This is a genomic window from Micromonospora sp. NBC_00617 (genome assembly GCF_045161355.1).
In the GTDB taxonomy this organism is placed as follows: Bacteria; Actinomycetota; Actinomycetes; order Mycobacteriales; family Micromonosporaceae; genus Micromonospora.
Map to the genome: position 1 here is coordinate 2,115,120 of NZ_CP107751.1, position 13,550 is coordinate 2,128,669.

14 protein-coding genes and 1 pseudogene are annotated in these 13,550 nt (G+C 71.8%); 11 read left to right on the forward strand and 4 right to left on the reverse strand.

From position 1 onward, the window contains the following. Positions 1-227: 227 nt before the first annotated feature. From OG505_RS09525 to OG505_RS09540, 4 genes are read left to right on the forward strand one after another with little or no spacing between them, the layout of a single operon-like run. A complete protein-coding gene (locus tag OG505_RS09525; RefSeq protein WP_405432618.1) occupies positions 228-815 on the forward strand; it encodes a TMEM165/GDT1 family protein in 588 nt (195 codons plus the stop codon). Positions 816-854: 39 nt separating this feature from the next. Further along, entirely contained in the window at positions 855-1,217 is a 363-nt protein-coding gene (locus tag OG505_RS09530) for a DUF1622 domain-containing protein (protein WP_234591220.1), read from the forward strand. Further along, on the forward strand, positions 1,214-1,537 hold the full coding sequence (locus OG505_RS09535; RefSeq protein ID WP_405432620.1) for a hypothetical protein: 324 nt from the start codon (positions 1,214-1,216) through the stop codon (positions 1,535-1,537). The genes OG505_RS09530 and OG505_RS09535 overlap by 4 nt, the downstream gene beginning before the upstream one ends. Before the next feature lie 4 nt (positions 1,538-1,541). Further along, complete coding sequence (locus OG505_RS09540) at positions 1,542-1,739, forward strand: hypothetical protein (protein WP_405432621.1); 198 nt, start codon at positions 1,542-1,544, stop codon at positions 1,737-1,739. 126 nt (positions 1,740-1,865) lie between these two features. Here OG505_RS09540 and OG505_RS09545 read toward each other — a convergent pair. Continuing rightward, positions 1,866-2,000 (reverse strand): annotated as a pseudogene (locus tag OG505_RS09545) (Na+/H+ antiporter NhaA); the annotation flags it as partial. A gap of 502 nt (positions 2,001-2,502) precedes the next feature. On the opposite strand from OG505_RS09545, the gene OG505_RS09550 reads away from it, so the two are divergent. Beyond that, positions 2,503-3,963, forward strand: a complete 1,461-nt coding sequence (locus OG505_RS09550; protein ID WP_405432622.1) for a polysaccharide biosynthesis tyrosine autokinase — start codon at positions 2,503-2,505, stop codon at positions 3,961-3,963. Here OG505_RS09550 and OG505_RS09555 read toward each other — a convergent pair. Next, positions 3,944-4,498: a low molecular weight phosphatase family protein gene (locus OG505_RS09555; RefSeq protein WP_405432623.1), complete on the reverse strand. Its 555-nt coding sequence runs from the start codon at positions 4,496-4,498 to the stop codon at positions 3,944-3,946. The two genes, OG505_RS09550 and OG505_RS09555, sit on opposite strands and share 20 nt — an antisense overlap. 168 nt (positions 4,499-4,666) lie before the next feature. On the opposite strand from OG505_RS09555, the gene OG505_RS09560 reads away from it, so the two are divergent. From OG505_RS09560 to OG505_RS09575, 4 genes are all read left to right on the forward strand, one after another. Next, entirely contained in the window at positions 4,667-5,914 is a 1,248-nt protein-coding gene (locus OG505_RS09560) for a glycosyltransferase family 4 protein (RefSeq protein ID WP_405432625.1), read from the forward strand. 100 nt (positions 5,915-6,014) lie between these two features. Then, positions 6,015-7,799 carry a DUF4012 domain-containing protein gene (locus OG505_RS09565; RefSeq protein WP_405432627.1) on the forward strand — a complete coding sequence of 595 codons (1,785 nt, stop codon included), beginning with the start codon at positions 6,015-6,017 and terminating at the stop codon, positions 7,797-7,799. Between the two features lie 13 nt (positions 7,800-7,812). Next, positions 7,813-8,448, forward strand: a complete 636-nt coding sequence (locus OG505_RS09570; protein ID WP_405432628.1) for a hypothetical protein — start codon at positions 7,813-7,815, stop codon at positions 8,446-8,448. Between the two features lie 842 nt (positions 8,449-9,290). Next, on the forward strand, positions 9,291-9,851 hold the full coding sequence (locus tag OG505_RS09575) for a hypothetical protein (RefSeq protein ID WP_405432630.1): 561 nt from the start codon (positions 9,291-9,293) through the stop codon (positions 9,849-9,851). Between the two features lie 170 nt (positions 9,852-10,021). Here the strand turns inward: OG505_RS09575 and OG505_RS09580 are convergent, their stop codons facing one another. Both OG505_RS09580 and OG505_RS09585 read right to left on the reverse strand, forming a co-directional pair. Beyond that, positions 10,022-11,485, reverse strand: coding sequence for an MFS transporter (locus tag OG505_RS09580; RefSeq protein WP_405432631.1), 1,464 nt, complete (start codon positions 11,483-11,485; stop codon positions 10,022-10,024). 42 nt (positions 11,486-11,527) lie between these two features. Next, on the reverse strand, positions 11,528-11,764 hold the full coding sequence (locus tag OG505_RS09585; RefSeq protein WP_405432632.1) for a hypothetical protein: 237 nt from the start codon (positions 11,762-11,764) through the stop codon (positions 11,528-11,530). Between the two features lie 146 nt (positions 11,765-11,910). On the opposite strand from OG505_RS09585, the gene OG505_RS09590 reads away from it, so the two are divergent. Continuing rightward, positions 11,911-13,065, forward strand: coding sequence for a geranylgeranyl reductase family protein (locus OG505_RS09590; protein ID WP_405432634.1), 1,155 nt, complete (start codon positions 11,911-11,913; stop codon positions 13,063-13,065). 249 nt (positions 13,066-13,314) lie between these two features. Beyond that, entirely contained in the window at positions 13,315-13,488 is a 174-nt protein-coding gene (locus tag OG505_RS09595; protein ID WP_234591432.1) for a hypothetical protein, read from the forward strand. Positions 13,489-13,550 lie beyond the last annotated feature (62 nt).

Consider the following 13,550-nt stretch of genomic DNA (forward strand, 5'->3'; position numbering starts at 1 on the left):
CGGGCGCGGTGACGCTCTTCACCCACGGCGTCCGGGCCGCTCGGTGATCGGTTAGGCTGGTCGCGCGAAGGGGAGTAGCCCTCAATGTCGTGGTCGACATACTGGTGCGTTCCGCACCCGGCCACGCGGCCCCGGTCTCCGGGGCGGGCGAGACCTTCGACTCAGGCTGTCGCAGCCGGGTCGAGGGTGCCCCTGTACCTCCTCCCGGCGTAAACGGGAAGGATGTCATGGAGGGATTCCTCGCCGCGCTGGTCGTCAGCTTCGGTGTCATTTTCGTGGCCGAGCTGGGAGACAAGTCCCAGTTGATGGCGCTGACGTTCGCTACGCGGTTCAAACCGATTCCGGTGCTGATCGGCATCACCGTCGCCACGGCGGTGGTGCACCTGGCGTCGGTCGCGATCGGTTCGGGTCTCGGCGCTGTGCTGCCCACCGAGTGGATCTCCCTGGTGGCCGGTGTGGCGTTCCTCGGCTTCGGCGCGTGGACACTGCGCGGTGACAGGCTCACCGAGGAGGAGAAGCGCAAGGCCGAGAAGACCAGCAAGACCGCGATCGTCGCGGTGTCGGTGGCGTTCTTCCTGGCCGAGCTGGGCGACAAGACGATGCTCGCGACGATCACCCTGGCCACGAAGTACGGCTGGTTCGGCACCTGGCTCGGCTCCACGATCGGCATGGTGGCCGCGGACGCGCTGGCCATCCTGGTCGGCCGGACGCTCGGCCGCCGCCTGCCGGAGAAGACCATCAAGTACGGCGCCGCGGTGCTCTTCGCCATCAGTGGCCTCTGGCTGATCCTGGAGGCCGTGAACGAGCTGACCTGAGCACCGACTAGCTGCCCCGCTGGCGGGTAACGGCTCCGGGTGGAGCCGGCGGAGCTGCTGCGCCACGGCGACGAGGTGCTGGTAGCCGTGGTGGAGGTGGCCGGGGCCCTGGTGATCTTCGTGGGTGCCGTGTGGGCGGCGGTGCGGTTCGTGGTCGAAGGGCTGCGGCACCGCACCGCCGCCGTCTTCACTCCGATCCGACTGTCCCTGGGCCGGTTTTTGACGCTGGGTCTGGAGTTCCAGCTGGCCGCCGACGTCCTGCGCACGGCGGTGTCACCGTCGTTCACCCAGATCGGCCAGCTGGCGGCGATCGCCACGATCCGGACGGCGCTGAACTACTTCCTGGGCCGGGAGATCCGGCAGGAGCAGCGGCAGGTCACTGACGGGCAGCCACGGCCGTGATCGGCGCGCTGGTCGAGGTGGTGACCGCGCTGGCCCTGGCCGCCGGTGTGGTCACAGCTCTGTGCACCGGTGCCGTCCGGGTCGCGGTCCGGGTCCTGTTGGACCTGCTCACGGCGGCCGGCCTGCTCCGCCTGGCCGGTAATCCGCAGTGGGGTGGCCTGGCCGCCGCGGCGGCGATCGTCGCGCTGCGCCAACTGCTCGGGGCGGCGTTGAGTCTCGCGCCGCCGTGGTCGCGCCGACAATCCCCGCCGCGCTGCGCGGACGACGATCACCACCTACCGTGGGCGGTAGCAGCGAAACAGGGAAAAGCGGGAGGATAACCACATGGGCCGGCACGACGAACCGAACGAGTACGGCTACGCCGGCGGCGCCACCGCTCCCGAGCCCCAGCCCGGCGGCAAGCCCGACGAGCAGGACCTCGCGGAGGAGGTGGCGGTGCCCGGCGATGATCTCACCGCGCCGGCGACCGACGCGTTGGCCGACGAGACCGAGGAGCGTCGCCCCAGCGAGCGTCGCCACTGAACCGTCACGCATTGCGGCGGTCGTCCACGCGGGCGACCGCCGGCGCCGTTTCGTCCCGGCCGATCCGAGTGCGAGCAGCTCGTCCCTGACCGCCACCACCCCGCCAGTCGATGCCAGGTGTGCGGTGACCATCGAGGTGACCACCGTGAGCACGGCCAGCGTGCGGGCGATGTCGGCGGCGATCGCGGTGGCCCAGCCGCACAACCCCTCCCCGCCCGCTCTCTCGATTACCGCCGCGTAGATCGACGCGGGCAGCGTCATCCCGCCGATGTCGGCCACCACCGCGAGTGCCGCGCCTCGCGCTCCCGCAGATCGCCGGCCACGACCTCGCGCCTGACCTCAGGCCCGCCACGAAGGCGAAGTCGGCCAGCAGCCCAGGTCGAGGTGCCAGCGCCCGCCGCCGGGCCAGGGTGTCACCGGTCCTGGCCGGGTGTACGACTCGACCCAGCTGCGTCCCCGCCGAGAGCAGCGCGAGGACGGCGCCGAGGAGCAGCAGCGCGCCTCCGGCGGTGGATATTGCGGGCGATCTCGCGGCGACCGCGAGGGGGTGGCCGCGGATCGGCCGTGACTTTTCCCGGATGTCGCCGCTGCCGAATGGCCCTTTGTCGGGTTGGTCATGCGGGCGCACTTGTACGCCTCGAAAATGCATAACTCCGGACATAAGCCCTATGAGGGGCTTTAATGGTTTCACGAGTTGCCAGACGACCTTGGGGGTTTTCGTGAAGTTCTTTGGCGTAACCGGACCCGCACGGAGGCACTCCTGATGGACCTGCTCCGCCAACTGCGCCACGTGCGTCGGCACTGGTGGGTCGTGCTGGTCACCGTCATGGTGGCCCTGGGCCTCTCGGCGTTCCTGACCGTACGGGCCCAGCCCCGGTACGTCGCTTCGGTGACCTTCTTCGTCACCACCCCCAACCAGGGCGTCACCGACGCCTACCAGGGTGGTCTGTTCCTTCAACAGCGGGTCAAGTCGTACGCCGACCTGCTCAGCAGCGATCGCCTGGCGCAGAGCGTGGTGGCCGAGACCCCGGTCGGGCTCACCGCGGACGAGGTGCAGCACCGGGTGACCACCTCCACGGAGACGGGCACCGTGCTGCTGCGCGCCTCCGTCACCGACACCGACCAGGCGCGCGCGCTGCGGGTGACCGAAATCCTCGCCGCGAAGTTCGTCGAGCTCGTCCAGAAGGTCGAGACGCCGCCCGAGGGCAAGGCGCCGATCAAGATCGAGGTGGTCAGCGGCCCCCGGGTCAGCGCCAGCCCCGTCTCGCCGCAGCCGGCGCGCAACCTCACGCTCGGCGGTCTGGTCGGTCTGGTGCTCGGCGTCGGCCTGGCGATCCTGCGCGGTGTCGCCGATGTCCGCCTGCGCGACGCCGCGGGCCTGCAACGCGCCACCGGAAGCCCCCTGCTGGGTGAGATCCCGTTCGAGAGCGCCGCCCGGACCGCTCCGCTGATCGTCGGGGAAGCCGCGACGTCGGTCCGCGCGGAGGCGATCCGCAAGCTGCGGACCAACCTGCGCTTCGTGGACGTGCACGAGCCGGCCCGGGTCATCGCCGTGACCAGCGCCCTGCAGGGCGAGGGCAAGACGACGCTCTCCTGCAACCTGGCCATCGCCCTGGCCGAGGCGGGCTGGCGGGTGCTGCTGGTCGACGCGGACCTGCGCCGCCCGAAGGTGGACGAGTACCTGGGCCTGGACGCGGGTGTCGGTCTCACCGACGTGCTGGTCGGTGACGTCCAGGTCGGTGACGTGGTGCAACGCTGGGGCGACAAGTCCCTGCTGGTGCTGCCCAGCGGCTCCGCGCCGCCGAACCCGAGCGAACTGCTCGGCTCCAAGGCGATGGCGGACCTGCTGCTCGCGCTGCGCGAGAGCGCGGACATCGTCATCATCGACACCGCGCCGCTGCTCGCGGTGACCGATGGTGTCGTGGTGGCCGTCCAGGCCGACGGTGCGCTGCTGGTGAGTCAGCAGGGCCGTACGTCGCGAAGCCAGGTGGCTGCGGCGGCCCGCTCGCTGCACTCGGTCTCGGTGCGGGTGCTCGGTTGCGTGCTGAACATGGCCAAGGTGGCCAAGGCCGAGGCGTACCAGTACGAGGCCTACCGGGTGGTGACCTCGCCGGCCACTTCGTCGGTGCCGACCGGCCGGGCCTCCGCCGCCCGGCACAGCGAGGGCGCCGGCGTCAACGGCGTCAGCGACCGCACCCAGGAACTCACCCGGTTGCCCCGATGAGCGCGGCGAGGGGTCGTAGCGAGCGTTCGATCTCCTCAGCGCAGCGACGGAAGTCGGCGGCGGTCCCGCCGATCGGGTCTCGCAGGTCGTCTGCGTCCGGGGCGGCGGGTTGCAACCGCCCCCGGGCGTGGGCGGCGGCGGCGATGGCGGCCCGCAGCGGGTCGTCGCGCGACTCGGCGGGCGGCTCGGCCGCCGCCGCCAGTCGGCCGAACTGGCGCAGGGTGAACGTCCGGTGCAGCGCGCCGGGCGCCAGCGCGGTGCAGATCGAGCGCTGCCGCCGTGTCGCGGTCAGCACGAGCGTCGCGTCGGCGAGGTGTTCGGGGCGCAGCGTCCGGCTGGCGAAGGCCGCCGGGTCGCCGCCGCCCTCGGCCGCGACCCGGGCCGCGTACGGGTGCATCGCCATGCCGTCCATCGCGTCGGTGCCGGCGCTGGACACCAGCACGGGCCGGTCGGCCAGCAACCGGCGGGCCAGGAACTCGGCCATCGGCGAGCGGCACAGGTTGGCGTGGCAGACGAACAACACGCGATCGGCCATCGGGAGCCCTCTCGTGGGTGCGGACGCGGGTCGCCACACCCCGAGGGTGGTGCATCGACGTCGCTGGCCGCGCGGGGAGGGGTTGCCGGCATCGTACGCGGGCCGACCACCCGCCGGACGTGCTGCCGCGCCGGCCGAGGTCGATCCGTGGTCCTCGGCGGTGCCCCGGTGAAGATCGGCATCCTGTCGTACCACTTTCCACCCGAGCCCGCCTTCATCCCCGGCAGCCTCGCGGAGGAGCTGGCCGCGCGCGGGCACGAGGTCCGTGTGCTCACCGGCTTCCCGGACTACCCCGGTGGCCACGTTTATCCAGGGTGGCGGCAGCGCTGGCACCACGAGACGCACAGTCAACGGCTGGCGGTCCGACGGGTGCCGCGCTACTCCAGCGGGGCCACCTCCATGGGCGGGCGAATGGTCAGCTACCTGTCGTTCGCGGGCAGCGCGTCGCTGGCGGCGCGTCGGTTCCTCGGCGACGTGGACGCGCTCTACGTCTTCCAGCTGCCGGCCACCACGTTCGCCACCGCCGCCCTGTTCCGGCTGCTGCCGAAGGTGCCGGCCGTGCTGCACGTACAGGATGTCTGGGCACGGGACGGCGCGGACGCGGACGGCGACGGCCGCTGGTCGGCACGGATGGGCGCCGCGATGACCCGCCTCTACCGGACGGCCGCGCGGGTCGCGGTGGCCGCACCGTCGATGCGTGACCTGGTGGTCGCCGCCGGGGCCGACCCGGCCCGGGTCCAGCTGGTGCTGAACTGGACCGACGAGCGCATCTTTTACCCGGCGACGCCGGGCGCGGCGGCCCGGCAGATGGTCCGCCGGGATCGTCGGTGCGTGGTCATGCACGCCGGGACCATCGGCGCCCGCCAGGGGCTGGAGACGGCGGTACGAGCCGCCGCCGCGTTGGACCGCACCATGGACCTGGTCCTGGTCGGCTCGGGCGCGGATGAGCAGCGGGTGCGCGGGCTCGCCGCCGATCTGAAGGCGGAGAACGTCCGCTTCCTTGAGCGGCGGTCGCCGGTCGACATGCCCGAGCTGTACGCCGCCGCCGACTACCAGCTGATCATGCTGCGCGACCTGCCGGAGCTTCGCGGCATGGTGCCCGGCAAGCTGCAGGCCGCGCTCTCCTGCGCAGCGCCGGTGGTGGCGTCGGCCGGCGGGGACACCGCCGAGCTGGTGGAACGCGCCCGAGCCGGGCTGTCGTGCCCTCCCGAGGACTGGGCCGCGCTGGCCGACCGGTTCTGGTTGGCCGCCACCATCCCGCCGCCGGCGCGCACCGAGATGGGCCGCCGGGGACGGCAGACGTACCTGCGGGAGATGTCGCTGCCGGCCGGGGTGGACCGCATCGAGCGGTTGCTGCACGAGGCCGCCGGCCGGGTTCCGCAGGACGCGGGAGAGCCGCGAGGAAACCTCGTGTAAAGGACGAAAAATGCCATAACCGTACGAAGTTCCTCCGCTACGTGCTAAGAACGTCGGGGAATCCGCCGGACTGTCCGATTCCAGCAAACGGGAGTGTGGTGTGACGGAGAGCGAACGACCGCATCGACGGCGGAGCCGATCCCGGCGTCGCCGGCGGGCGCGACTGCGACGCGCCCTGCTCGGCGCCCTGGTCGTCGGATCGCTGCTGCTGGCCGCCGGGGGATGGATCGGTTTCCGGGGCTGGCAGGCGCGTGCCCACCTGCTCAATGCCGCCGGCCTGGCCCGGGAGTTGAGCGCGCAGGTGGTCGGCGGGGACACCGAGCGTGCCCAGCGGACCCTCTCCGCCTTGCAGGAGCAGGCCGGCGCGGCCCGGGCTGCCACGTCCGACCCGAGCTGGAAGGTCGGTCGGCGTACCCCGATCGTCGGCGACGACCTCGACGCCGTCCGGCTGATCGCCATCGCCATCGACGACCTGGCCCGGCGGGCGTTCCCGACCTTGCTGCGGACGGACCTGACCAGCCTGGTGCCGGCCGAAGGGCGGTTGGACCTGGCCCGGCTCAGCTCGGTCTCCGCGGAGCTGACCCGGGCGAACGACGCGGTGCAGGGCACCCGGCGTGACCTGAGCGCGGTGCCCGTCGACCGGCTGGTCAACCAGGTGCGCCAGGCGCTGACCGACCTACGTGGCGAGATCGACCGGCTGGCCAGTCTCACCGCCGCGGCCGATGAGGGCGCTCGGCTGCTGCCGCCGCTGCTCGGCGCGAGTGGGCCACGGCGCTACCTGCTCGTCTCGCAGAACCTGGCCGAGCTGCGCGCCACCGGCGGCATGTTCGGCGCGTACGCGATGATCGAGGCCGAGAACGGTCGGGTCCGGATGGGCCAGCAGGGCAGCAGCGCCTCCCTCGGCCAGTTCACCCCGGCGCTGAAGCTGCCCGCCGAGACCCGGGCGGTCTGGACCGACCTGCCCGGCATCTATCCCGCCGACGTGAACCTCACGCCGCACTTCCCGACCGCCGCCGCCCTGTACCGGGAGATGTTCCGGCGCAAGACCGGAACCACCGTCGACGGCGTGCTCGCCGTCGACCCGGTGGTGCTGTCCTATCTGCTCAAGGCCACCGGCCCGGTGCTGGTGCCCGGCGGTGTGCCGCTGGCCAGCGAGAAGGTCGTGCAGACCCTGCTCAACGAGACCTACCAGCGGCTGGACACCAAGCAGCAGGACGAGTACTTCGCGTCCTCGGCCGCTGCGGTGTTTGACGCCTTCCTCAAGAAGAATGTCAACCCTAGGGTGTTGTTGTCCGCATTCGACCGTGCTATCACGGAACGCCGGATATTGTTCTGGAGTGCTCGACCGGAAGAACAGCGGACGTTCGGCGACAGCCGGATGGCCGGATCACTCCCGGAACAGGACACCGTGCCGACGGTCGGCGTGTTTCTCAACGACGGCAGCGGCGCGAAACTCGGCTACTACCTGCGGCCGACGGCAAGCCTCACGGTCGGCGAATGCCAATCCGACGGCCGCCGCGAGCTCCGGCTGCGGGTGACCCTGCGCTCGACGGCGCCGAAGTCGGGGCTGAGCAAGTCGATCCTCGGCCTCGGCCTGGCTGGCGATCCGTACACCGCTCGCACGTTGGTGTCGATCTTCAGTCCGGCTGGCGGCTCCGTGCTCGACGCCCGGCTCGACGGGACCGAAACGGCACTGGGCAGCGGCACCGAACGCCGCCGCCAGGTGGCGACGGCCAACGTCGACATCGGCCCCGGCGCCGAGAGGGCGCTGGAGGTCACCGTCCTGACGGCCAAGACCGGCGTCGGGCAGGCCGAGCTGTGGCTGACCCCCACCGCCAGCCCGTGGACCACCCAAGTTCATTCCGCACCAAGCTGTGACCAGTAGGAGGGAACCAATCATGCGGCTATCCCGCATCATCATGGCGCTCACGGTCGGCCTGGCCGTGGTGGCCATGCCGACGGCAGCGGGGGCGGCACAGCCGCAGCCGCAGCCGTCGCCCAGCGCGACCACTGATCCACCCCAGCCGCCCCCGTACGCGCCGCAGCCCCCGGCCCTGACCGTCAACCGGCCGACGATCTTCCTCGGCGAGACGGTCATCCTGACCGGGACGGGCTTCCGCCCCAACGAGACCGTTGACCACTCGGTGACCGTCACCCCGCTGGCGGCCCCGGCCGCAGGCAAGGCGCCGGCCCGCCGCAGCGACGGCACCACGGTGGCCATGGCGCCGGTGGCGTACCAGGCGAGCGCGCCGCTGCAGTTCACGGCGCACACCGACGCCCAGGGCCGTTTCACCAAGAGCTACAAGCCGTCGGTGACCGGTCTGCTGACCTTCACCGCCACGGGCCGGGAGTCCGGCCGGACCGCCACCACCGAACTGCGGGTGCTGCACCGCAAGCAGCCGCTGCCCGTCACCGGTGACAGCATCGGTACGCCCATGAAGCTCGGCGGCGGCCTCGTCGGCGCCGGCGCGATCATGCTGCTGCTGACCCTGGCCTGGCGTCGCCGCCAGCGCTTCGGCGGGGCTGCGCACTGATCGGCGCACCACCAATCGGGCAGTGCCCGGATCGCACCTCAGGCTGGCGCCCGTCGGATCCTCCGACGGGCGCCAGCCCCATGTCATCCCTCCCACGGGACCCGTCGACCACCCCGGCGGCGACTCGTCACGAGTCACCCGGCGGGGCGATCGACTCGCGTTTGTCGGACCCCGCCACACCCCCGACCTCCGCCCAGGTCGCCCCGTGCGCGGGGACGCCCCGGCGGGCCTGGTCCCGCGTAGACGTGTTCGGGCCAGTCCCGGTCGAGGTGGCCGGCGCTGTCCGGTTGCCGTGATCGACACGGTGTCGGCGAAGTGGGGGTGTCCCGCCGACCGGATGCCGCGATATCGCCGATCTGGAGTCGATCAGCCTGGGTGTCCCGGTGCGGGCCGGGCGTGGTCGGTGTCTGGCTGGGCGGGATGTCCGTTTCTGGGTGGCTGTGGGGTGTGACCGGTCGCATCCGTCGGGCGGAATCGTGGCGGGCCGGGGGTCGTTACACACCCTGACGATCGCAGGACCACGGCCACCCCGCCCGGCTCGACCGGGATGGGAATGGCCGGCCGGGCCGGGTCGTTGCAGACCCCCGAACGAGCGTGGGGCTCGCCCCTTGGCCCCGGTGGGGGCCCGGGAATGACCCCGGCCCGCCGGTCGTTACACACGGTCCCCGCGCCACGAGCCCCTGCGCTCGCAGGTCGCCGCGCCACGAACCTTCCCCGGGTTCGCAGGGCCGCCCCCAGACTTTTTCCCTGTCTTGTGCAGCGCCGGACGAGGTGCTCACACCCCGCGTCACCGTCCCCCGATGGTGGTGTGTGGTGTTCCTACCCCCGAAGGAGCTACCCCCATGAACACGATCTTCCGCAAGAGCATGCTGTCCGTTGCCGGTATCGCGTTCGCCGGTGGTGTCTTCGCCGGCCCGATCGCCGCGCACGCCAACCCGGTTGATGCCAAGCCGGTCGCGGCAGCCGTACACACCGCGGCGTCGAAGCCGCAGGGCGCCCAGTCACACATCACCCTCAACGACGAGCAGACCGCCAACGTCAAGGCGATCATCGCCGCGACGAAGAAGGCTGGCCTGCCTGAGCGGGCGGCGGTCATCTCGATCGCGACGAGCTTGCAGGAGTCGAAGCTGGAGAACCTGGGTCACCTCGGCGACGCCAACGACCACGACTCGCAGGGCCTGTTCCAGCAGCGTCCGTCCAGTGGTTGGGGCACGCCGGAGCAGATCACTGACCCGGAGTACTCGACGACCGCGTTCCTCAAGGGCCTGCGTCAGGTTGACGGCTGGCAGGACATGCCGCTGACCAAGGCCGCGCAGACCGTGCAGGTCTCGGCGTACCCGGACGCGTACGCCCAGTGGGAGCAGCAGGCCGCCGACCTGGTTGGCCAGTACTGGAACAGCTGACCCACCGCACCACCCCGACCGATGGCCGGCACCCGAGAACGGGTGCCGGCCATCGGCGTACCCAACCCCCGCCTACTGACCTGGCCACCACCCCGAGTCGGTGCCGGTCCCCGGCATGCCCACCTGTGCGGCACGTCGGGGGCCGGGCGGCACGCGTACCGCGGGGATTTTCAGTCGTGGTTGCCGCGGAAGATGTCGATCAGCGCGGCGACCAGCGCGAGCGCGATGATCCCCGTGGCGAGCAGCAGCGATTTCTCGAAGGCCGACGTCCAGTTGCCGTGACTGTCGGCGAGCGAGGAGAAGAACATCGAGCCGACCGCGGCGATGCCGGCCGCCGCCCCGATCCGCTGGCCGGTCTGGAGCATGCCGGCTCCGCTGCCCGCTTGGGGGACCGGCACCTGGGCGAGGGTGAGCGTCTGGTTGGGGGCGATGACCAGTCCGCTGCCGATACCGGCGACGAGCAGCGGCGCGGCGGTGACCCAGGGCGCCGGGGCGTCCGGCGCGAGGTGCAGTGCGAGCACCGTGGCGGCCAGACCGATCACCACGGCGAGCAGGCCGATGGCGACCAGGGGACGACCGAAACGGTTGACGATGCGTCCCCCCAGTGCGGACGCGGCGGCAGACCCGAGCGCGAACGGGGTGATGGCGAGACCGGCGACGAGCGCGCTGTAGCCGAGCCCGTTCTGCAGGAACAGGGTGAAGATGAAGAAGATCGCGGTGAATCCACCGAAGTAGACAAGCGCGATGAGCGATCCGAGTGTGTACGACTGGAAGGTGAACAGGCGCAGGTCGAACAGGGGTTCGCGGTGCCGCGCGTAGCACCGTTCCCACAGCCCGAAGGCGACCAGCACCGCCAGGCCGGCTGGGATGAGCGCCCACTTCCACGGCGTGTGCCACTGCTGTTGTTGGACGAGTGGCAGCAGGATCAGCACCACGCCGACGCCGAGCAGCAGCACACCGATCGGGTCGAGTCGGCGTCGGCCGGGCTGCCCGTCGGGTCGACCGGGTAGCAGCCGCCACCCGAGGATCACCGCGACGATGCCGACCGGCACGTTGACGAAGAAGACCCACCGCCAGCCGTGTTCCTCGCCGCCGAGGGCGATGAGCAGCCCGCCGAGCAGCGGCCCGACGGCGGTGGAGATGCCGATGGTCGCGCCGAGCAGACCGAACGGGCGGGCTCGTTCCGGCCCGCGGAACAGCTGTTGGATCAACCCGATCACCTGTGGGTTGATGATGCCGGCGGCGGCGCCCTGGAGCAGCCGGGTGGCGACCAGCCAGGTGGGGGAGGTGGCCAGGCCGGCGAGCGCGCTGGTCAGGGTGAACAGCGCGATGCCGAAGACGAACGCGTTGCGCCGCCCACGGAAGTCACCGAAGCGGCCGGCCGGTACGAGCACCAGCCCGAAGGTCAGCGCGTACCCGGAGAGGACCCACTGCAGGTCGCTCGGGGAGGCGTGCAGCGCCCGGTCGATGGAGGGCACCGCGACGTTGACGATGCTCACGTCGAGCAGCGTCATGAACGCGGCGACCAGCCCGACCGCGATGGCCTGCCAGCGTCGGCGGTTCTCGGCCGCGTCGACCGGCTGCGGCGCGTGCGCCGCGCTCATGGCGCCTCCCGTTGACGGTCGATCATGCATCCTTGACCGCTACCCCGGCAGGCGGGGGCCAATCGTCGGGGGTCACGCCATCTGACGGGCGCAGAATCGGGGGCCGAAGTCGAGGCCGGCCATCGGCGAATCCTCGCGGTGCAGCAGGCCCTTCTCGGTCAGTTGGTGCAGTGGTGCGTGCACCTGCTCCTCGGTCAGTCCGGATTCCTCGGCGATCAGGTCTGGATAGGGCACCTGGCCACGTGCTTCGAGGGCGGTGACCGCCTGGTACACGCGCTGCTCGACGTCCGACAGCTGCACCCGATGCATGATCTCCTCCTTTTGCTCGTCCGCTCCGCGCGGACGGTCGCGCCAGGCCGGTTACCCCCTGCCTGACCGAAGATGCCCACCCGATCGGGCGGTTGGCAGCGCGCCGTGCCGGGGCCTCGCAGCGGTGGGTGCCCTAGGCTGCAACCGTGATCGTCTGGGATCTCGTCGTCGTCGGCGCCGGCCCCGCCGGGCTCTCCGCGGCACACGCCGCGGCCCGCGCCGGCGTTCGTACGCTGGTTGTCGAGCGGGCCGCGCACCCGCGGTACAAGACGTGCGGCGGTGGCCTGATCGGCACGTCGCTGGCGGCCGTGCGCGGCCGCATCGAGGTGCCCGCGCACGACCGGGTGGACCGGGTGACGTTCACCCGCGACGGCCGGCGGGAGTTCACCCGCCGCAACGGCAGTCCGGTGGTGACCATGGTGCGCCGCGAGGAGTTCGACGACCGGCTGCGCGCGGCGGCGGTGGCCGCCGGTGCGCAGCTGCGGGAGCGGGTCGCGGTCCGCGCGATCGAGCAGGACCCCGAGGGGGTACGCCTGCGGTTGGCCGACGGTACGACGCTCACGGCTCGCACGGTGATCGGCGCGGACGGTTCCTCGGGGGTGACCGCCCGACACGTGGGTGTGCGCTACCGGCAGGTGGACCTGGGGCTGGAGTTGGAGGTGCCGGTGCCGCCCGCCGAGCAGGAGCGCTGGCGCGGGCGACTGCTGCTGGACTGGGGCGCGATGCCGGGCTCGTACGCCTGGGTGTTTCCGAAGGGCGACCGGTTGACCGTGGGTGTGATCGCGGGTCGGGGCGCGGGGGAGGGGACGCGCGCCTACCTGCGGCAGTTCGTCGACCGGTTGGGCCTGACCGGGCTGCCGGCGGAGCACGACTCGGGTCACCTGACCCGCTGCCGCGCGGAGGACTCCCCATTGCGCAACGGCCGTGTGTTGGTGGTGGGGGATGCGGCCGGGCTGCTGGAGCCGTGGAGCCGCGAGGGCATCAGCTTCGCGCTGCGCTCCGGGGAGCTGGCCGGCACGGCGGTCGCCGACGGTGACCTGTCCGGGTACGAGCGGGCGGTAACTGAGCGCCTGACGCCGGAGATGCGGGCGGGATTCCGACTGCTCGACCTGTTCACCCGCCGACCGGAGGTCTTCCACGCCCTGTTGGCGACCCCGCCGGGTTGGCGGATGTTCGTCCGTTTCTGTCAGGGTCGGGCGAGCTTCGATGACATGCTGCGTCGTCGACCGGTCCGGGCGGCGCTCGCGGTGCTGGACCGGCTGCCCGCCCCGCGCCGGCCGGTCGCCAGCATCCACCCCTGAGCAACAGCCCGGCGGTCCGCAGGCCCGCCCAGTCCGCGTGCCCCGCCTGGCCTGCGCCCGTCTGCTCGCCTGCGCCTGCCGCTTGACCGCTTTTGCCGACGGCGCGTCGCAGCACGCCATACACCCAGGATCCTAGGATGCTGTACGCGGTGTGTCGGCCCGCACCCAAGGGCCGAAGGACCGTCAGCCGACAGACCGCTGCCGCGATTCGCCAGCCGTCAGACAATGGCGGGGTAGGAGGGGGTGCCGATGGCCGAGCAACCGTTCACCGAGGACGAGTACGCGTTCCTGCGCCACATCCGCTTCGGGGAGCTGCCGCCCGCCGTACGCCCGGACGAGCGCGTCGCGCTGACCGAGACCGATCCCGGGCGGGACCGGCCGGAGAAGGCCGAGGACCCGATCCGCTGGAACGTGCAGGGCTGAGACCCGAACGTGCAGGGCTGAGACGGGAACGCGCAGGGCCGAGAGACGAACGCGCCGGGCCG

Coding starts and splice junctions, on each gene's coding strand:
- OG505_RS09525 (WP_405432618.1), top strand. CDS start 228: ATGGAGGGATTCCTCGCCGCGCTGGTCGTCAGCTTCGGTGTCATTTTC.
- OG505_RS09540 (WP_405432621.1), top strand. CDS start 1,542: ATGGGCCGGCACGACGAACCGAACGAGTACGGCTACGCCGGCGGCGCC.
- OG505_RS09550 (WP_405432622.1), top strand. CDS start 2,503: ATGGACCTGCTCCGCCAACTGCGCCACGTGCGTCGGCACTGGTGGGTC.
- OG505_RS09555 (WP_405432623.1), bottom strand. CDS start 4,498: ATGGCCGATCGCGTGTTGTTCGTCTGCCACGCCAACCTGTGCCGCTCG.
- OG505_RS09570 (WP_405432628.1), top strand. CDS start 7,813: ATGCGGCTATCCCGCATCATCATGGCGCTCACGGTCGGCCTGGCCGTG.
- OG505_RS09575 (WP_405432630.1), top strand. CDS start 9,291: ATGAACACGATCTTCCGCAAGAGCATGCTGTCCGTTGCCGGTATCGCG.
- OG505_RS09580 (WP_405432631.1), bottom strand. CDS start 11,485: ATGCATGATCGACCGTCAACGGGAGGCGCCATGAGCGCGGCGCACGCG.
- OG505_RS09585 (WP_405432632.1), bottom strand. CDS start 11,764: ATGCATCGGGTGCAGCTGTCGGACGTCGAGCAGCGCGTGTACCAGGCG.
- OG505_RS09595 (WP_234591432.1), top strand. CDS start 13,315: ATGGCCGAGCAACCGTTCACCGAGGACGAGTACGCGTTCCTGCGCCAC.